The 18,105-nt window shown below is 66.7% G+C and carries 14 protein-coding genes; 13 read left to right on the forward strand and 1 reads right to left on the reverse strand.

Annotated elements, in window-relative coordinates; all coding sequences use genetic code 11:
* Positions 1-7 precede the first annotated feature (7 nt).
* The 8 genes from CSE6_RS06365 to hutG all read left to right on the forward strand — a co-directional run bounded on the left by CSE6_RS06365 (position 8) and on the right by hutG (position 9,482).
* Positions 8-1,339, forward strand: coding sequence for an amidohydrolase (locus CSE6_RS06365; RefSeq protein WP_052057552.1), 1,332 nt, complete (start codon positions 8-10; stop codon positions 1,337-1,339).
* A gap of 107 nt (positions 1,340-1,446) precedes the next feature.
* Positions 1,447-2,013 carry a HutD family protein gene (locus CSE6_RS06370; protein WP_059440106.1) on the forward strand — a complete coding sequence of 189 codons (567 nt, stop codon included), beginning with the start codon at positions 1,447-1,449 and terminating at the stop codon, positions 2,011-2,013.
* A gap of 139 nt (positions 2,014-2,152) precedes the next feature.
* Positions 2,153-3,415 carry an imidazolonepropionase gene (gene hutI / locus CSE6_RS06375; RefSeq protein WP_034406815.1) on the forward strand — a complete coding sequence of 421 codons (1,263 nt, stop codon included), beginning with the start codon at positions 2,153-2,155 and terminating at the stop codon, positions 3,413-3,415.
* A 25-nt stretch (positions 3,416-3,440) separates the two neighbouring features.
* On the forward strand, positions 3,441-4,829 hold the full coding sequence (locus CSE6_RS06380) for an FAD-binding oxidoreductase (RefSeq protein ID WP_059440107.1): 1,389 nt from the start codon (positions 3,441-3,443) through the stop codon (positions 4,827-4,829).
* The gene (locus tag CSE6_RS06385; RefSeq protein WP_059440108.1) at positions 4,826-5,968 is read left to right on the forward strand and encodes a histidinol-phosphate transaminase; all 1,143 of its coding nucleotides are present in this window, start codon (positions 4,826-4,828) and stop codon (positions 5,966-5,968) included. Before CSE6_RS06380 ends, CSE6_RS06385 begins: the two co-directional genes overlap by 4 nt.
* A gap of 3 nt (positions 5,969-5,971) precedes the next feature.
* Positions 5,972-7,201 carry an MFS transporter gene (locus CSE6_RS06390; protein WP_045839259.1) on the forward strand — a complete coding sequence of 410 codons (1,230 nt, stop codon included), beginning with the start codon at positions 5,972-5,974 and terminating at the stop codon, positions 7,199-7,201.
* Positions 7,198-8,625, forward strand: coding sequence for a formimidoylglutamate deiminase (locus CSE6_RS06395; RefSeq protein ID WP_059440109.1), 1,428 nt, complete (start codon positions 7,198-7,200; stop codon positions 8,623-8,625). Before CSE6_RS06390 ends, CSE6_RS06395 begins: the two co-directional genes overlap by 4 nt.
* A 41-nt stretch (positions 8,626-8,666) precedes the next feature.
* Complete coding sequence (gene hutG / locus CSE6_RS06400; RefSeq protein ID WP_034351381.1) at positions 8,667-9,482, forward strand: N-formylglutamate deformylase; 816 nt, start codon at positions 8,667-8,669, stop codon at positions 9,480-9,482.
* Between the two features lie 13 nt (positions 9,483-9,495).
* On the opposite strand, the gene soxR is transcribed toward hutG, so the two are convergent.
* The gene (soxR, locus tag CSE6_RS06405; RefSeq protein WP_034351383.1) at positions 9,496-9,966 is read right to left on the reverse strand and encodes a redox-sensitive transcriptional activator SoxR; all 471 of its coding nucleotides are present in this window, start codon (positions 9,964-9,966) and stop codon (positions 9,496-9,498) included.
* Positions 9,967-10,307: 341 nt separating this feature from the next.
* Between soxR and CSE6_RS06410 the strand changes: the two genes are divergently transcribed.
* From CSE6_RS06410 to CSE6_RS06430, 5 genes are all read left to right on the forward strand, one after another.
* Positions 10,308-11,498, forward strand: a complete 1,191-nt coding sequence (locus CSE6_RS06410) for an efflux RND transporter periplasmic adaptor subunit (RefSeq protein WP_034382769.1) — start codon at positions 10,308-10,310, stop codon at positions 11,496-11,498.
* Positions 11,499-11,510: 12 nt separating this feature from the next.
* Entirely contained in the window at positions 11,511-14,705 is a 3,195-nt protein-coding gene (locus CSE6_RS06415) for an efflux RND transporter permease subunit (RefSeq protein WP_059440110.1), read from the forward strand.
* Positions 14,698-16,155, forward strand: coding sequence for an efflux transporter outer membrane subunit (locus CSE6_RS06420; protein WP_059440111.1), 1,458 nt, complete (start codon positions 14,698-14,700; stop codon positions 16,153-16,155). Before CSE6_RS06415 ends, CSE6_RS06420 begins: the two co-directional genes overlap by 8 nt.
* Before the next feature lie 10 nt (positions 16,156-16,165).
* Positions 16,166-16,840 (forward strand): DNA oxidative demethylase AlkB, encoded by a 675-nt coding sequence (gene alkB, locus CSE6_RS06425; protein ID WP_059440112.1) that lies wholly within the window; start codon positions 16,166-16,168, stop codon positions 16,838-16,840.
* A gap of 66 nt (positions 16,841-16,906) precedes the next feature.
* Positions 16,907-17,983, forward strand: coding sequence for a homocysteine S-methyltransferase family protein (locus tag CSE6_RS06430; RefSeq protein ID WP_034382774.1), 1,077 nt, complete (start codon positions 16,907-16,909; stop codon positions 17,981-17,983).
* Positions 17,984-18,105 lie beyond the last annotated feature (122 nt).

Genomic DNA, 18,105 nt, shown 5'->3' on the forward strand with positions numbered 1-18,105 from the left:
CGCGCACATGACTCAACGGAGAATCCTCCGTGCTCCCGCATTGCTGCGTGGCGTCGCCCTGGCCGCGGCGCTGCTGGTGCCCGGCTGGGCGGCCGCGCAGGAGCCCGCCGCGATCGATCGCCTGATGGGCGAGATGTACCCGCAGCTGGATACGCTGTACAAGGATCTGCACGCCCACCCCGAACTGGGCTTTGCCGAGACCCGTACCGCCGCCCGGCTGGCGAAGGAGCTGCGCAGCCTCGGCTTCGAGGTGACGGAGCAGGTCGGCAAGACCGGCGTGGTGGCCCTGCTGCGCAACGGCACGGGCCCCACGGTGATGGTCCGTACCGACATGGACGCGCTGCCTATGGAGGAAAAGACCGGCCTGTCCTATGCCAGCCGCGCCAAGACCACCTGGAACGGCCGCGAGACCTTCGTGGCGCATAGCTGCGGCCACGACGTTCACATGGCGGCGTGGGTCGGCGTGGCGCGCACGCTGTCGGCTCTGAAGTCGCAGTGGCGCGGCACGCTCATGCTGGTTGCCCAGCCCGCGGAAGAAACCGGCGCCGGTGCGCGTGCCATGCTGGCCGACGGACTGTTCACCCGCTTTCCCAAGCCCGACGTGGCGCTGGCGCTGCACACCGACCCGCGCCCCATCGGCACCGTCAGTTATGCGGTGGGGCCGATGACCTCGGCCGCCAACGAGGTGCAGATCACCTTCAAGGGCCGTGGCGGCCACGGCTCGGCGCCACACAAGGCGCTCGATCCGGTGATGATTGCCGCGCGCTTCATCGTCGACGTGCAGTCGGTCGTCAGCCGTGACAAGGACCCGATGGAATTCGGCGTCGTCACCATCGGCGCGATGCAGGCGGGCAGCTCGGGCAACATCATCCCCGACCGGGTGGTGCTGCGCGGCACGATCCGCAGTTACGCACCGGCGGTACGCGCGCAACTGCTCGACGGCGTGCGCCGTGTCGCGCTTGCCTCGGCCGCAGCGGCTGGCGCGCCGGAGCCCGATATCTCGCTGCCGGACACCAGCTCCGCCACCGTCAATAACCCGGCCGTCGTGGCGAAGGTCGAGTCGGTGCTGAAGGCCGCATTGGGGGCCGACAACGTGGCGCGCACGCCGCCGCTGACCACCAGCGAAGACTTCGCCGAATACGGCGCCGAGGGCGTGCCCTCGATGTTCTTCCTGGTCGGCGTCACCGACCCGCAGGAAGTGGCCGCCTCGCAGCGCCCCGGCGGCAAGCCGCTGGTGTTCAACCACTCGCCGCAGTTCGCGCCGCTGCCGGAGCCCTCCATCAAGACCGGCGTGAAGGCCATGAGCCTGGCGGCGCTGGGCTTCCTGGGCAAGCCTTGACACGCATCATTGCGTGCCAGACGGCTGCGGCCCCGGCTCGGTACTCCCGCGCTGGGGTACGCCGGTTCTAGCGCGGCGTTTGTTTTAATTCTTTGTGCTTTTGATCGATGCAACGCTTTGACCTGAACCAGATTGCGCCCAGCCCGTGGAAGAACGGGGGCGGCAGCACGCGCGAGATTGCCTGCTGGCCGCAGGGTGCGGGCATGGACAGCTTTGGCTGGCGCGTGAGCGTGGCCACAATTGCCCAGGCCGGCCCGTTTTCTGCATTTCCGGGCATAGACCGCCAGATCATGCTGCTTGATGGCGACGGGGTACGGCTGCACAGCGCCCAGGCCGGGCTCGAGCATGCATTGACCGAGCGCTGGCAGCCATTCGCCTTTTCGGGCGATATGGCGCTGGATTGCGATCTGCTGGGCGGGCCGTCCAGCGACTTCAATGTCATGACCCGGCGCGGACAGTGGTCGGCCAGTCTGGAGCAGCTCGGCGGCCGGGCAGAGGTGGGGCTGAGCGCCGCAGGGCTTTGCATGGTGCTGGAGGGTGGCTGGAAATGCGCCGACGGGCGGATACTGCAAGCCGGTCAGGGCCTGTGGTGGACCAGCCCCCAGGCCGAGCCGCTGCTGGCGCAGGACGAAAAGGCCAGGCTGATCCTGGTCAGCCTGACGCCGCATAGCTGAAACAGGAGCAGCTTGCGCGCTTTGGTTGGTCATTTCAATGTGTATTGATATGAAAAATCAGGAGTGGCAAGCGCATGAAGCTATGAAATTAGTAGTTTCATGGTTTGAATTGCCGTAATCGAACACTAGGAGCATCGCCATGACGCAAGTTATTTCCCATCCCGCAGTCTCTGCCGACGGCTGCTGGTACAACCTGCGTCTGGCGCCGGAGCTGTATGTCTCCGAAGTGGCGGATATTCCCGAGGGCACGCTGGCCTGCATCGTGGTGCAGCAAGGCCGCATGGTCTGGGTGGGCCCGCAGGATGCCATGCCCGCCGAATACCAGGCGCTGCCCCGGCATGATGGCGCAGGGCGCCTGGCCACGCCGGGCCTGATCGACTGCCACACCCACCTGGTCTATGGCGGCGAGCGTGCCAACGAGTTTGCCATGCGCCTGGCCGGGGCCAGCTACGAAGAAGTGGCCCGTGCCGGCGGAGGCATCGTCTCCAGCGTCAGGGCCACGCGCGAAGCGTCGGAGGACGAGCTGGTGGCGCTGGCGCTGCCGCGTCTCGAGCAGTTGCTGGCCGAAGGCGTGACGGCCATAGAGATCAAGTCGGGCTACGGCCTGGCCCTGGAACACGAGCGCAAGCAACTGCGTGCCGCTCGGCGCCTGGGTGAGCTGTGTGCGGTGACTGTGCGCACCACCTTTTTAGGGGCCCATGCGCTGCCGCCCGAATATGCAGGCCGCAGCCAGGAATACACGGATCTGGTCTGTCAGGTCATGCTGCCGGCACTGGCCGCCGAAGGCCTGATCGATGCCGTCGATGTGTTCTGCGAGCGCATTGCCTTCTCGCTGGCAGAGACCGAGCAGGTCTTTCAGGCGGCCAAGGCATTGGGTCTGCCCGTCAAGCTGCATGCCGAGCAGCTGTCGAATATGGAGGGTGCAGCCCTCGCGGCCCGCTATGGTGCGCTGTCCTGCGACCACATCGAGCACCTGTCCGAACACGGCATTGACGAGATGAAGAAGGCCGGTACCGTGGCCGTGCTGCTGCCCGGAGCCTTCTACACGCTGCGCGACACCAAAGTGCCGCCGATTGAGGAATTAAGGGCTGCCAAGGTCCCCATGGCCGTTTCTACCGATCACAATCCGGGTACCTCCCCGTGCTTGAGCTTGCTGCTCATGGCCAATATGGCTTGCACGCTGTTCCGTCTGACGGTTCCCGAGGCTCTGGCAGGCATCACCCGGCATGCCGCGCAGGCTCTGGGTCTGCAGGACGAGCAAGGCCTGATTGCCGTGGGCCGTCCCGCCAACTTCGTGCTCTGGCCCGTGAAGCAGGCTGCCGAGCTGGCCTACTGGTTCGGCAGCAAGCCTGACTGTACGGTGGTGCGCCAGGGCCTGATTGCGCAGCAAGCCAAAGCCTGAAAGCGGGGAGCGCGAAAGGTTGCTGATGTCTCACGAACAATTTCTCAATGAACTGATTTCCACCCTGGGCGCCGATGTGGCGCTGCACGGCACGGACACGCCCGAGCGTAGCCGCACCGACTGGAGCGGCACGCCGCCCCAGCAGCCGTTGGCGCTGGTGCGCCCGCGCAGCACGGAGGAAGTCAGCGCGGTCATGCGTCTGTGCAGCGCCCACCGGATTGCGGTAGTGCCGCAGGGCGGTCTGACCGGGCTGGCCGGTGCAGCGGTTCCGATGGAGGGGGCCGTGGCCCTGTCGCTGGATCGCATGAACCGCATCGAGGACATCGATGCCAAGACCGGGCTGATGCAGGTGCAGGCCGGCGTCACCCTGCAAGCCGTGCAGGAAGCGGCCGTCGATGTCGGCATGGTGTTCGGCGTGGATCTCGGTGCTCGCGGCAGCTGCCAGATCGGCGGCAATGTCTCCACCAATGCGGGCGGCAACGGCGTGCTGCAGCACGGCATGATGCGCGAGCAGGTGCTGGGCCTGGAGGTGGTGCTGGCCGACGGCACGGTGCTGCCCATGCTGCGCCCCATGATCAAGAACAACACGGGTTACGACCTCAAGCAGTTCTTCATCGGAGCTGAAGGCACGCTGGGCATCATCACGCGCGTGCTGCTGCGCCTGCGCCCCGCGCCCCAGGCCACGGCCACGACGCTGGTGGCCATGTCCGATTTCGACTCGGCGCTGGCCGTGCTCAAGCGCATGCAGTCGCGCTTCGGCAACAGCGTCGCGGCCTATGAGCTGATGTGGGACAGCTTTGTGCAGGCCTCCATGTCCTGGCTCAAGCTCGCTGCGCCTTTTGAGCAGCGCTACCCCTTGCTGGCCCTGATCAATGTGGACGGCAAGGACGAGGCGCAGCTGCAGGGCGATCTGCAGCAGGTGCTTGAGGAAGCCATGGAGGCCGGCGAGGTGCTCGATGCCATCGTGGCCCAGTCGGTCGCCCAGGTGCAGCAGCTGTGGAAGCTGCGCGAGGCACCGGCCGAGCTCAACAACAATATGCATCCCGCGATCAACTTCGACGTGAGCCTGCCTCAGGCCGACATCGGCCGTTTTGCCGAAGCCTGCATGCAGGCCTTTGCCGCTCGCTGGCCTGGTCACCAGGCGCTTTACTTCGGCCATGTGGGCGACGGCAACCTCCATGTCTCGGTGGATGGCAAGACCGTCAACGGCGAATGCGAGCAGGTGGAGGAGCTTCTCTACCGCATCGTGGGCGAGATGCAGGGCAGCGTCTCCGCAGAGCACGGCATCGGCCTGCACAAGAAACCGTATCTGGGCAACAGCCGCACGCCTGCGGAGCTGGCGGCGATGCGGGCCATCAAGCTGGCCCTCGATCCACTGGGCCTGATGAATCCCGGAAAGGTGTTTGATCTATGACGAATTCCCTGGTGGCCTCGCTGGCCCGTGCCCAGGTGCGCCCGCTGCCTGCGTACAACGCCGGCCTGTCCAACGAAGCGGTGCGGGCGCGCTATGGCGTGACCGATATTGCGCGACTGGCCAGCAATGAAAATCCCTTCGGTGCCAGCGCCTCGGTGCGCCGGGCGATTGCCGATGTGGCCAATGATGTGGGCAACTATCCCGATGCCAACTGCACGGCCTTGCGCGAAGCCATTGCCGAGCGCACGGGGCTGCCCGCCGGGCGCCTGGTGTTCGGCGACGGCTCGGAAGACCTGATCAAGATTCTCTGCGAGGTCTTTCTCGCTCCCGGCGATCTGGTTGTGACCCAGCGCCCCGTGTTCGGCCTGCACGAAATCTATCCGAAGATGATGGGCGCGGAGGTCGAGCTCCTCGACCTCAACGAGGAGCTGGGCTTCGATCTGGGCGCCTGGTGCGCTGCAGTGGCCAAGGCCCCCAAGATAGCCTTCCTGCCCAACCCGTCCAACCCCGTGGGCTGCATGATGGATGCGGCGCAGTTTGCGCAGGTGCTGGAGGCCACGCCCGTCAACACCGTGCTGGTGGTGGATGAGGCCTATTACGAATACGCGCTGCATGACGACGACTACCCCGATGTGCTGGCCATGCTGGAGGCGCGTGTCGGGCCCTGGATCGTGCTGCGCACCTTCTCCAAGGCCTGGGGCCTGGCCGGTCTGCGCGTGGGCTACGGCATGGCCGACAGCGCCGAGCTGGTGAGCCTGATGGACAAGGTGCGCTCGCCCTTCAATGTGAACATGGCGGCCCAGCGTGCGGCGCTGGCCGCCTGGAACGATCCCGCGCACATGCGCAGCGGTGTGGCGACCACGGTGGCGCTGCGCGAAGATCTGCGCAGACAGCTGCTGGCGCTGGCAGGGCCGGGCCGGCCGCTGCAAGGCCTGCGCATTGCGCCTTCGGTGGCCAACTTCCTGTTCCTCGACCTCGGCCGTCCCAATGGCCCGGTGACCGAGGCGCTGCTCAGGCAGGGCGTGATCGTCAAACCCTGGAAGGAGCCCGGCTTCGAGCATTTCCTGCGCGTGTCCATAGGCACCGAAGGCGACAACGTGCGTTTTGTGCAGGCCTTGCTGGCCGCGCTCGAGGCCTGAGCCATGAAGCTGTTCCGGGGCTGGACGATTGTGGCGGCGGCCCATGGCCTGCTCGCCCTGGCCTTCGGTGCAGCTTATTCCTTTGGCGCTTTTTTCAAGAGCATCCAGACGCAGTTCGATGCGGGCCGTTTCTCCGTGGGCTCGCTGTTTGCCGTGACGGCTTTGCTGTATTACTGCGTGGGCGCTGTTGCCGGCCCCCTGGCCGACCGCATAGGCCTGCGCCGCGTGACCGGTGCGGGGGTCTTGCTGCTGGCCACAGGCTTTGCGCTGGCCAGCCAGACCCGCTCGCTGGCGCAGCTGTTCGTGGTTTTCGGCCTGTTCGTGGGCGCTGGCGTGGGCCTGATCTACGTACCGGCCCTGGTGGCCGTGCAGCGCTGGTTCATACGGCTACGCAGCCGTGCCTCCGGCCTGGCCTCGGCCGGCACCGGCGTCGGCACCTTCGCCGCGCCGCTGTTTGCGGGCTGGCTGCTGGAATTGCAGAGCTGGCAGATCACCATGCAGTGGTTTGCGCTGGCCATCTTGCTGCTGGGACTGCCGGCCGCGCTGTCCATGGTCGGCCAGCCCTCGCAGCTAGGCCTGAGCTGCGACGGCGATCCTCACCCTGCCCAGGCTGCAGCTCAGGCGCAGGGCATGGAGCTGTCCCAGGCCGTGCGCAGCAGCAGCTTCGGCTGGTTTTTCCTGGCCATCTTCCTGGCTTCGGTGAGCTTGTTTGCGGCCCTGGTGCATATCGCTCCCATGGCCCAGGGCCTGGATATCGATGCCGTTTCAAGCCAGTGGCTGATCGCCCTGATAGGCGCTGGCAATGTGCTGGGCCGGCCGCTGCTGGGCGGTCTCGGCGACAGGCTGGGAGCTCTGCGTCTGCTCATGGGTCTGAGCATTTTTCTGGCCCTGCTGCACCTGCTGTGGTGGCAGGCACATGGCTGGGCCGCGCTTGCCGTGTTTGCCCTGCTGTTTGGCGCGGCGCATGGCGGCTGCATCGCCCTGTTTCCCGTCCTTGCCGCCCAGTGGTTCGGCACCTTGCGGCTGGGTGCCATTTTGGGCATTCTTTACATCAGCGTGGGGCTGGCGGCAGTCGTCGGCGCCAGCGCGTCCGGCTGGGTGTTCGACCAGACTGGCGGCTACACCCAGGCCATCCAGGTCAGCGCCGCGCTGGCCTTGCTGGCTGTGGCTGCGCTGGCGCTTGCGGCCCGTGGCCAGCGTTTGGTTTCATCTCCTTCAGGCATTTCGAAATGATCATGCACTCTTCCTCCTCCAGCGGCACACTTTTTGCCGAAGACGCCTTACTGCCCACGGGATGGGCGCGCAATGTCCTGCTCAGCTGGGATGAGAGCGGGCGTCTGGCCGAGGTGCTCACCGATGTGGATCCGCAAAGCGGAGAGGCCGGCGAGGTCGATACCGCCATCCGCGCCGCTGGCCCGCTGATCCCCGGCATGCCCAATCTGCACTCGCATGCCTTCCAGCGTGCGTTCGGCGGGCTGACCGAGTTCCGTGGCCAGGCGCAGGACAGTTTCTGGAGCTGGCGCAAGCTGATGTACGGCTTTGCCAACCGCATGACGCCCGAGGCGCTGGAAGCGATTGCGACCTGGCTGTACCTGGAGATGCTGGAGGCAGGTTACACCTCGGTATGCGAGTTTCACTATGTGCACCATGATGTGGGCGGCAAGCTCTATGCCAACGATGCCAGCCTGTCCCTGGCGCTGCTGCGTGCGGCGCAGAAGACGGGCATAGGCATGACCTTGCTGCCCGTGCTCTATCAGACCAGCGGCTTCGGGGGGCTTCCGCCTCGCGAGGATCAGGCCCGCTTCATTCGCAGCACGGACAACATGCTCTCCCTGCTGCAGCAGCTGGAGCCCGTGACCAGGGCGCAGCAGGCAGCCCTGGGCCTGGCTCCGCATTCGCTGCGCGCCGTGCCGCCGGACAGCCTCAAGGCCGTGCTCGCAGGCCTGCACGCCATGCTGCCCAAGGCGCCGGTGCACATCCATATCGCCGAGCAGACCCAGGAGGTGGATGACTGCCTGGCCTGGAGCGGTCAGCGCCCCGTGCAATGGCTGCTCGAGCATGCGCCCGTCGATGCGCGCTGGTGCCTGGTTCATGCCACGCATATGACGCCCGAGGAATATGCGGGCGCGGCTCGCAGCGCTGCCGTGGCCGGCATCTGTCCCACCACCGAAGCCAACCTCGGTGATGGGATTTTCGACATGCCGGCGTGGCTCAGGCATGGCGGCCGCTGGGGCATTGGCTCGGACAGCCACGCCACGGTCAACGCGGCCGAAGAGCTGCTGATGCTCGAATACAGCCAGCGCCTGAACCTGCGCCAGCGCAATGTGCTCGGCGGCGGTGCCCAGCCCCAGGTGGCGACTTCCATGACTTTGCAGGCGGTGGCCGGCGGTGCCCAGGCATCCGGCCGCGCCATTGCCGGTCTGGCCGTGGGCCAGCAGGCCGACTTCGTGGTGCTCGATGCCCGGCATGTGGCCCTCAACGGCCTGCCAGCCGACAGCGGTCATGCGGCCCATGTGTTTGCAAGCCATCGCACTTCGGCCATAGCCGATGTCTGGGTTCGCGGCCAGCAGCGCGTGCAGGCAGGCCGCCATGCGCTGCACGAGGTTGCGCAACAGGGCTTTGTCCTGGCCCGCAAGGCATTGCTGCAAGGCGCCTGAGGGCGGCTGCATTCAGATTTTTGACAGAAGAGAGACGCTCCATGAGCCAAGCCATCGCCCCCTTTGTCTTCCACCAGGGTACGGCACCGCTGCTGATTTCCATGCCGCATACCGGCACCCATGTACCGGCCGACATTGCGGCCAGGCTCACGCCCGAAGGGCGCGAAGTCCACGACACCGACTGGCATATGCCGCAGCTCTACGACTTCGCCAAGGCGCTGGGCGCATCCATTCTGGTCGCCACGCATTCGCGCTATGTCATCGATCTGAACCGTCCGCCCGATGGTGCCAGCCTCTATCCAGGCCAGAGCGTGACCGGGCTGTGCCCGGTTGACGGCTTCGACAGCAAGCCCTTGTATGCAAGCAAGGACCAGGAGCCCGACGAGGCGGAAGTCGCGCGCCGCCGCGAACTCTACTGGCAGCCCTATCATGCGCAGCTGCGCGCCGAGCTCGATCGCATCAAGAGCCAGCACGGCGTGGCCATGCTGTGGGATGCGCACAGCATCCGCTCGGTGCTGCCGCGCTTTTTCGAGGGCAAGCTGCCCGATCTGAACCTGGGCACCGCCGACGGCAAGAGCTGCGCGCCGGCGCTGGCCCAGCAGCTGCTGGACATTGCACGGCAGGCGCCGGACCACACCAGCGTGCTCAACGGCCGCTTCAAGGGCGGCTTCATCACGCGCAACTATGGTCAGCCGGAGCAGGGCTTCCACGCCGTGCAGCTGGAGATGACACAGTCCAGCTATATGCAGGAGCAGATGCCGTTTGACTATCTGCCCGAGGTCGCGGCCCGTATCCAGCCCACCATGCAGCGTCTGCTGCAGGCCGTGCTGGCCTTCGCCCAGGCCAGCGGCCGCTGAGCCCTGGCCGAGGCTAATGGTCCTCGGCCTGCAGCTCGTCGCCTAGCCAGCGGCGCGGCCCCGGGCCGCCGCGCTGGCATTGGTCGCCGGGGTTGTACATGCTGCAGACCTTGAGCGACAGACAGCCGCAGCCTATGCACTGGTTGAGGCTGTCGCGCAGGCGCTGCAGCTCGGTGATGCGCTCGTCCAGCCGCTGCTGCCAGATGCGCGACATCTTCTGCCAGTCGCCGCCCGTGGGCACATGCCGCGTCGGCAGTCGCGCCAGCTGCGCGGCGATCTCCTCCAGCGTGAAGCCCACACGCTGCGCAAACACGATGTAGGCAATGCGCCGCAAGCCCGAGCGGTGGTAGCGCCGCCTGCCGCCGGCGCTGCGCACCGATTCGATCAGACCCAGCGACTCGTAAAAGCGCAGCGCCGATGCGTTGACGCCGCTGCGCTGCGCGAAGTCGCTGATGCTCATCAGCGGATCATCCTCAGTTTTCATGATGTCTTTCTCCGGAGCTTGACTTAAAGTTCACTTGAACTTTAAGAATGCCGCCATTGTGATCGATAGCCGGTGGAGCCGCAATCAACGGCCCAAGCGCTGGCCGGAGTTCTTCTGATATCCGTAGCTGTATTCGCTTGATGAAAAACGACTTCAGATGGTTTTGTGTCTGAAGTTGTTTGGTGAAGTGCGATAGCAGCTATCTTTATTGAATCTCTCCCAGCCACCTGCCAATGCTTGTCACAAGCCTGGCTGCTCCTGCGTCTTGTAGGCAGAGGTGGCCGTTCCGTCAGGCCTGCTGCCGCCAGCAGGGCGGGCGCATTCATTCTGGGAGAGTCCATATGTCAGTCCATTCCACGCCGCCACTGCGGCCCTTGCTGCTGGCCGGCGGCTTCGCGGCGCTGGTCCTGCTTTCCGGCTGCGGCCGTCCCGGCGCGGGCGATGCACATGCCAGCAACGGCCCGCCGCCCGCGCCCGAGGTGCAGGTGGCCGAGGTCGCCTTGCAGGCCATACGTCCCTGGGACGAGTTCAATGGCCGCATCGAGGCCGTGGAGTCGGTGCAGCTGCGCTCGCGTGTGTCGGGCTATATCGAGCGCATCGCCTTCGCCGAGGGCCAGGAGGTGAAGAAAGGCCAGCTGCTGTTCGTGATCGACCAGCGGCCCTATCGCGCGGCCCTGGCCAGCGCTCAGGCCCAGCTCGAACGCGCGCGTGCCGCTGCCGGGCTGGCGCAGACGCAGGACCAACGCGCGCGTCAGCTGGTGGCCGAGAATGCGGTCTCGCGCGAAGAGGCCGATACAAGGGCCGCAACACTGGCCCAGGCCACGGCCCAGGTGCGCGCGGCCGAGGCCGATCTGGCCACAGCGCGGCTGCAGCTCGATTTCACCGAGGTGCGCGCGCCCATCACGGGCCGTGCCAGCCGAGCCATGCTCACCGTGGGCAATATGGCCCAGGCCGACCAGAGCGTGCTGACCACCCTGGTCTCGCAGGACCCAGTGTATGCCTATTTCGATGCCGACGAGCACAGCTTTCTGCGCTACCAGAAGGCCGGCCTGAGCGGCCAGGGCCGCGCGGTGCGCGTGGCCCTTGTCGGCGACAGCGGCTTTGCCCATGCGGGCACGCTGGATTTCAGCGACAACCAGCTCCAGCCGGGCACGGGCACCATGCGCTTGCGCGCGCGCCTGGCCAACCCCGATCGGGTGCTGACGCCAGGCCTGTTCGCACGCGTGCAGATGCAAAGCGGCCCGGATCCGCAGGGGGGCGAGTCCCAGGCGCTGCTGATCGACGACAAGGCCGTGCTCACCGACCAGGACCGCAAGTACGTCTATGTGGTGGGCGAAGGCAATGTGGCCGAGCGTCGCGACCTCACGCTGGGTCGCATGGTCGATGGTCGGCGCCTGGTGGAAAAAGGACTGGCCGCGGGTGACCGGCTGGTGGTGGGCGGCGTGCAGCGCATCTACTACCCCGGCATGCCCGTCAATCCCAGGCCGGTGGCGGCAGCGGCCGTGCAGCCTGTGCCCGCCGCTGCGCAGTAAGGGGGGAGTGCCATGGACTTCTCCAAGTTCTTCATAGACCGGCCCATCTTCGCGGTCGTGCTCTCCATCATCATGTTCGCCGTCGGCCTGGTGGCCATTCCGCAGTTGCCGGTGGGCGAATATCCCGAGGTCGTGCCGCCCAGCGTGGTCGTGCGCGCCACCTATCCGGGAGCCAATCCCAAGGAGGTCGCCGAGTCGGTGGCAGTGCCCTTGGAGGAAGCCATCAACGGGGTCGAAGGCCTGATGTACATGAAGTCGGTCGCGGCTTCGGACGGCAGCCTGCAGGTGGTCGCTACCTTCCGCCCCGAAATCGACCCCGACACGGCAGCTGTTCGCGTGCAGAACCGTGTCAGCCAGGCCCAGAGCCGGTTGCCCGAGGAGGTGCGACAGTTCGGCGTGACCACGCAGAAGCAGGCGTCCACGCCGCTGATGTACGTGGGCCTGGTGTCCCGCGACGGCGCGCATGATGCGCTGTATCTGCGCAACCATGTCACGCTCAAGATCAAGGATGTGCTGGCACGCATTCCCGGCGTGGGCGACGTGGGCATCTACGGCGCGGGCGACTATGCGATGCGCGTCTGGCTGGACCCGCACAAGGTGGCGGCACGCCAGCTCACGGCCGGCGAGGTGATCGCCGCCATCCGCGAGCAGAACATCCAGGTCTCGGCCGGCCAGCTGGGCGCGGAGCCCAGTGCGCAGAAGTCCGACAAGCTGCTGTCCATCAATGTGCGCGGGCGGCTGAAGACGGCCGAGGAGTTCGGCAGCATTGTGCTCAAGAGCGGCGAAGGCGGCCAGGTCGTGCGTCTGGCCGACGTGGCGCGCATCGAGCTGGGCGCCAGCGACTACACGCTGCGCTCGTGGAGCGACACCAAGAACATGGCTGCCGTGGGCATCTTCCTGTCACCGGGCGCGAATGCGCTGGGCGTGGCCGAGCAGGTCTACGCGGCCATGGACCGGCTCTCCAAGGACCTGCCCGAAGGCGTGGCCTTCGAGTCCGTCTGGGACCCCACGGTCTTTGTGCGCGACTCGATCAAGGCCGTGCAGAGCACGCTGATCGAGGCCGTGATCCTGGTGGTGCTGGTGGTCATCGTCTTTCTGCAGACCTGGCGCGCCTCCATCATTCCGTTGCTGGCCGTGCCTGTGTCCATCATCGGCACTTTCGCGGGCCTGTACCTGCTGGGCTACTCGATCAACACGCTGACGCTGTTCGGCCTGGTGCTGGCGATCGGCATCGTGGTGGACGACGCCATCGTCGTGGTCGAGAACGTGGAGCGCTACATCGAGCAGGGGCACAGCCCGCAGGAGGCTGCCCATCTGGCCATGAAGGAGGTCTCCGGGCCCATCATCGCCATCGCCCTGGTGCTGTGCGCGGTCTTCGTGCCCATGGCCTTTCTCAGCGGCGTCACGGGCCAGTTCTACCAGCAGTTCGCGGTGACAATCGCCATCTCCACGGTGATCTCGGCCATCAACTCGCTGACCCTGTCGCCGGCACTGGCGGCCAAGCTGCTGCAGCCGCATGGCGCACCGCGCGACGCGCTGGCGCGTGTCATCGACAAGGGCCTGGGCTGGCTCTTCCGGCCCTTCAACCGCTTCTTCGATCGCAGCGCTCATGGCTACCAGAATTCGGTGGGCCGCTCGCTGCGTCGACGCGGCCTGGTGTTCGCGGTCTATGCGGCGCTGCTGGCCGGCACTGCCGTGCTGTTCCATGCCGTGCCCGGGGGCTTCATCCCCATGCAGGACAAGCTCTACCTGTTTGCCGGCGCCAAGCTGCCAGAGGGCGCGTCGTTGAACCGTACCGATGCGCTCACGCGCCAGATGGTGGAGACGGCCAAGAGCGTGGATGGCGTGGACATGGTCGCGGCCTTCGCGGGCTTCAATGCGCTGCAGTCCACGACCACGCCCAATCTGACCAGCTCCTACATCATGCTCAAGCCCTTTGGCGAGCGCACACGCAGCGCCGAGGCCATCAATGCCGAACTGGGTGCCAAGTTCGCGCAGATCGAGGGCGGCTTCGCCTATGCGCTGATGCCACCGCCCATCCAGGGCCTGGGCAACGGATCGGGTTATTCGCTGTTCCTGCAGGACCGCGCAGGCCTGGGCTATGCAGCGCTGCAGCAGGCGCTTGAGGCCTTTCAGGCCGAGATTGCCAAGACACCGGGCATGACCTACCCGGTCAGCAGCTATCAGTCCAACATCCCGCAGCTGGAAGTGAAGGTGGACCGCATCAAGGCCAAGGCCCAGGGTGTGGCGCTGACCGACCTGTTCCAGACCCTGCAGGCCTATCTGGGCTCGGTCTACGTCAACGACTTCAACGCCTTCGGCCGCGTCTGGCGCGTGATGCTGCAGGCCGATGCCGACTACCGCCAGGCCGTGGAGGACATCGCCCAGCTGCGCACGCGCAACACGCGCGGCGAGATGGTGCCCATAGGCTCCATGGTCACGGTGGTGCCCAGCTACGGGCCCGATCCGGTGCTGCGCTACAACGGCTTTCCGGCCGCCGACCTGATCGGCGACTCCGATCCGCGCCTGCTGTCCTCGGCCGAGGTGCTGACCAAGCTGCAGGAGATTGCGCAGCGCACGCTGCCGCGCGGCATCGAGCTGGCCTGGACGGACCTGAGCTACCAGCAGGTCGAGCAGAGCCATGCCGCAGCCGTGGTCTTCGTGATCGCCGTGATGCTGGTCTTTCTGGTGCTGGCCGCGCTCTACGAAAGCTGGACCCTGCCGCTGGCCGTGATCCTGATCGTGCCCGTGTGCATCTGCGCGGCGCTGTTCGGCGTCTGGCTGGCCGGGGGCGACAACAACGTCTTCGTGCAGGTGGGCCTGGTGGTGCTCATGGGCCTGGCCTGCAAGAACGCGATCCTGATCGTGGAGTTCGCACGCGAGCTGGAGATGCGCGGCTCGCCCATCGTCGATGCTGCGCTGCAGGCCTGCCGTCTGCGGCTGCGTCCCATCGTCATGACCTCCATCGCCTTCATCGCGGGCGCCGTGCCATTGCTGATCGGCGGCGGCGCGGGCAGCGAGGTGCGCGCGGCCACGGGCGTGACGGTGTTCTCGGGAATGCTGGGCGTGACGCTGTTCGGCCTCTTCCTCACGCCGGTGTTCTACGTCACGCTGCGCCGCCTGTCGGGCCGGTCGCTGGCGACCCGCACGCCTGCCCATCCTGCTTCACCTGTTTCACCCACATCCCTGGAGGGCAGCCATGTCTGAGATCCGCAAACCCTTGCACCGGCATGCTCTGGCATATGCCGTGGCGGGCCTTTCGGCCTTGCTGGCAGGCTGCGCCGTCGGCCCCGATTTCCGCACGCCCGAGCTGCCCCAGGCCGGCGCGCAGTTCGCGCGGGCCGAGCCCTCCGCAGTCCCGCAACAGGCATCGCCCGAGACCGGCTCCGACGCCGCGTTCTGGCGCCAGTTCCAGGATGCGCAACTCACGCAACTGGTCGAGCAGGCCCTGCGGGCCAACCAGGATCTGCGCGGTGCGCTGGCGCGGCTCGATGCGGCCCAGGCCCTGCTGCGCGAGAGCCGTCTTGATCAGCTCCCGACGCTTACCCTGTCGGGCCAGGCGCTGCAGCAAAGACGCAGCGAAAGCCAAGCCATGGGCGGGCCGCGCAGCCAGCGCAGCTACAGCGCCGGAATCAATGCGAGCTGGGAGCTGGACCTGTTTGGTCGCGTGCGTCGCAACATCGAGGCAGGCAGAGCCGATCTGCGGGCCAGTGCCGCCGATCTGGCTGCGCTGCAGGTCGCCATTGCTGCCCAGGTCGCGGCCAGCTACGCCGACCTGCGCGGCTGGCAGCAGCGCCTGCAGCTGGCCGAGGCCAATGCCGCCAATCAGCAAGATACGCTGCGCCTGGTGCAGCTGCGGCTGGCGCATGGCAGTGGCACAGACTTCGACCTGGCGCGCGCCCAGGCGCAGCTGGAGACCACGCGCTCGCGCATTCCGGCGCTGCAGGCCCGGATCGCCATGGCCCAGCACCGGCTGGCCGTGCTTACCGGCCAGGCGCCCGAGGCACTGATCGCAGCGCTGGACGCGCCGTCCGCGTTGCCGCAACTGCCGCAGACCATCGCTCCCGGCACGCCTGCCGAGCTGTTGCGCCGTCGCCCCGATGTGGCCGCCGCCGAGGCGCGTCTGCATGCCGCCACGGCGCGGGTGGGCGTGGCCACGGCAGAGCTGTTCCCGCGCCTGTCGCTGGGCGGTCTGCTGGGCAGCTCCGCTCTCAGCACGGGAGCGCTGTTCGAGGCCGGCAGCGCCAGCCGCAGCGTATTCCTGGGCGTGGACTGGTCTTTTCTCGACGTGGGCCGCGTGCGCGCGCGCATCGCTGCCAGCGAAGCGGGCGCCCAGGTCGCGCTGGCCCAGTACCAGCAAAGCGTGCTGCTGGCGCTGGAGGACACCGAGAACGCCCTGGTGCTTCTCACGCGCACCCGCACCGAGGATGCCCATCTGGCCCAGGCCGCCGATCAGCGAGCACGGGCTGAGCAGCTCGCGCAGCGCCGCTACCGCCTGGGCAGCGTGGGCCTGTACGAGGTGCTGGATGCACAGCGCGACCTCTACGCGGCCCAGGACGCAGCGGCCGACAGCCGCGCGCGCGGCCTGCGTGCCGCCGTGGCGCTGTATCAGGCGCTGGCTGGCGGCTGGGAGGGGCAGCCCCTGTCAGGCCTATGATGGCGTTGCAATGACGCTTTCGCTGTTTCCTGACGACCCCCTGCCTGCCGAAATCATTGATGACGGTGCCGTGTTGCTGCGCGGCTTTGCCGCAGCCGAGGAGCAGCGCTGGGTGGCCGAGGTGACGGCTTTGCAGACACGGGCCGCATTTCGCACCATGCAGGTGCCAGGCGGCAAGTTCATGTCGGTGGCGATCACCAACGCCGGCGGCTGGGGCTGGATTTCGGATCTGCAGGGCTATCGCTACAGCGCCGTAGATCCGCAGACCGGCAAGCCCTGGCCTGCCATTCCGGCTTTTCTGGGCGAGCAGGCCGCAAGGGCTGCGGCGCTGGCCGGCTATCCGGGCTTTGCACCCGATGCCTGCCTGATCAACCGCTATCAGCCGGGCGCGCGCATGGGCTTGCACCGCGACCAGGACGAGCATGACTTTGCTGCGCCCATAGTCTCGGTCTCGCTGGGCTTGCCCTGTCGTTTTCTCTGGGGCGGGCTGACGCGCCAGAGTCCCACCCGGCGCCTTGCGCTCACCCATGGCGATGTGCTGGTCTGGGGCGGGCCCTCGCGCCTGGTGTTTCATGGCGTCGCTCCGCTCATGGAGGGCCAGCACCCGCTGCTTGGCAATGAGCGCTGGAATCTGACGTTCCGCATGGCCAAGGCTCGCTACCCGGCAGGCCAGCCATCGGAATAGGCGCTGGCGGCAGGGCAATGCCCGGCTGCCCGGCAAAGTCGGCCAGCTTTCCTACAATGGCGGTCTATGAGCCAGTCGCACCCCACCCCCGCCTACACTCGAGCCCAGGAGCTGCCCGCAACGCTTGCCAAGCGCCTCGTCATTCTTGACGGCGCCATGGGCACCATGATTCAGCGTTTCAAGCTGGGCGAGGCTCAGTATCGCGGCGAGGGCTATGCCGGTGCCGACGGTGCGGGCGAGCGCTTCAAGGACTTCGCCCATGACGTCAAGGGCAACAACGAACTGCTGTCGCTGACCCGTCCCGACGTGATTCGCGACATCCATGAGAAATACCTGGCTGCCGGCGCCGATCTGATCGAGACCAATACCTTTGGCGCGACCACGATTGCGCAGGAGGACTATCACATGGCCGATCTGGCCTATGAGATGAACCTCAAGAGCGCCCAGCTGGCGCGTGCGGCCTGTGACAAGTACAGCACGCCCGATCACAAGCGTTATGTGGCCGGCGCTCTGGGCCCCACGCCCAAGACGGCCTCCATCAGCCCCGATGTGAACGACCCTGCCGCGCGTAACATCACTTTCGAGCAGCTGCGCCAGGCCTATCTGGAGCAGACGCTGGCGCTGATTGAAGGCGGTGCCGACGTGATCCTGGTCGAGACCATCTTCGACACCCTCAACGCCAAGGCCGCGCTGTTTGCCGTGGACGAGGCCTTCGAGCAGACCGGCGAGCGCCTGCCCATCATGATCAGCGGCACGGTGACCGATGCCTCGGGCCGCATTCTGAGCGGACAGACCGTGACGGCCTTCTGGCACAGCGTGCGCCACAGCAACCCGCTGTCCGTGGGTCTGAACTGCGCCCTGGGTGCCACGCTGATGCGTCCCTATGTGCAGGAGCTGGCCAAGGCGGCTCCCGACACCTTCATCAGCTGCTACCCCAATGCCGGCCTGCCCAACCCCATGAGCGACACCGGTTTTGACGAAACGCCCGAGATCACCAGCCGTCTGGTGCACGAGTTCGCGGCCGAAGGTCTGGTCAATATCGTGGGCGGCTGCTGCGGCACCACGCCCGACCATATCGGTGCCATTGCCAAGGCCGTGCAGGCCACGGCCACGCGCAAGCTGTTCTACTCAGCCGAGGCCTGATTCCGCCTGGAATGGTTCGCCCCTGACCCGCGCTTCGGATCGCCGGTGTGAACCATGCGGCCCCGGCACGATCCGGGCAGCCCTGGTGCTTGAGCCACAAGCATTGGCAGCTCTTTTTCCGA

The sequence above is a fragment of the Comamonas sp. E6 genome (assembly GCF_001010305.1).
GTDB lineage: Bacteria > Pseudomonadota > Gammaproteobacteria > Burkholderiales > Burkholderiaceae_C > Comamonas > Comamonas thiooxydans.

Coding starts and splice junctions, on each gene's coding strand:
- CSE6_RS06365 (WP_052057552.1), top strand. CDS start 8: ATGACTCAACGGAGAATCCTCCGTGCTCCCGCATTGCTGCGTGGCGTC.
- CSE6_RS06370 (WP_059440106.1), top strand. CDS start 1,447: ATGCAACGCTTTGACCTGAACCAGATTGCGCCCAGCCCGTGGAAGAAC.
- hutI (WP_034406815.1), top strand. CDS start 2,153: ATGACGCAAGTTATTTCCCATCCCGCAGTCTCTGCCGACGGCTGCTGG.
- CSE6_RS06380 (WP_059440107.1), top strand. CDS start 3,441: ATGTCTCACGAACAATTTCTCAATGAACTGATTTCCACCCTGGGCGCC.
- CSE6_RS06385 (WP_059440108.1), top strand. CDS start 4,826: ATGACGAATTCCCTGGTGGCCTCGCTGGCCCGTGCCCAGGTGCGCCCG.
- CSE6_RS06390 (WP_045839259.1), top strand. CDS start 5,972: ATGAAGCTGTTCCGGGGCTGGACGATTGTGGCGGCGGCCCATGGCCTG.
- CSE6_RS06395 (WP_059440109.1), top strand. CDS start 7,198: ATGATCATGCACTCTTCCTCCTCCAGCGGCACACTTTTTGCCGAAGAC.
- hutG (WP_034351381.1), top strand. CDS start 8,667: ATGAGCCAAGCCATCGCCCCCTTTGTCTTCCACCAGGGTACGGCACCG.
- soxR (WP_034351383.1), bottom strand. CDS start 9,966: ATGAAAACTGAGGATGATCCGCTGATGAGCATCAGCGACTTCGCGCAG.
- CSE6_RS06410 (WP_034382769.1), top strand. CDS start 10,308: ATGTCAGTCCATTCCACGCCGCCACTGCGGCCCTTGCTGCTGGCCGGC.
- CSE6_RS06415 (WP_059440110.1), top strand. CDS start 11,511: ATGGACTTCTCCAAGTTCTTCATAGACCGGCCCATCTTCGCGGTCGTG.
- CSE6_RS06420 (WP_059440111.1), top strand. CDS start 14,698: ATGTCTGAGATCCGCAAACCCTTGCACCGGCATGCTCTGGCATATGCC.
- alkB (WP_059440112.1), top strand. CDS start 16,166: ATGACGCTTTCGCTGTTTCCTGACGACCCCCTGCCTGCCGAAATCATT.
- CSE6_RS06430 (WP_034382774.1), top strand. CDS start 16,907: ATGAGCCAGTCGCACCCCACCCCCGCCTACACTCGAGCCCAGGAGCTG.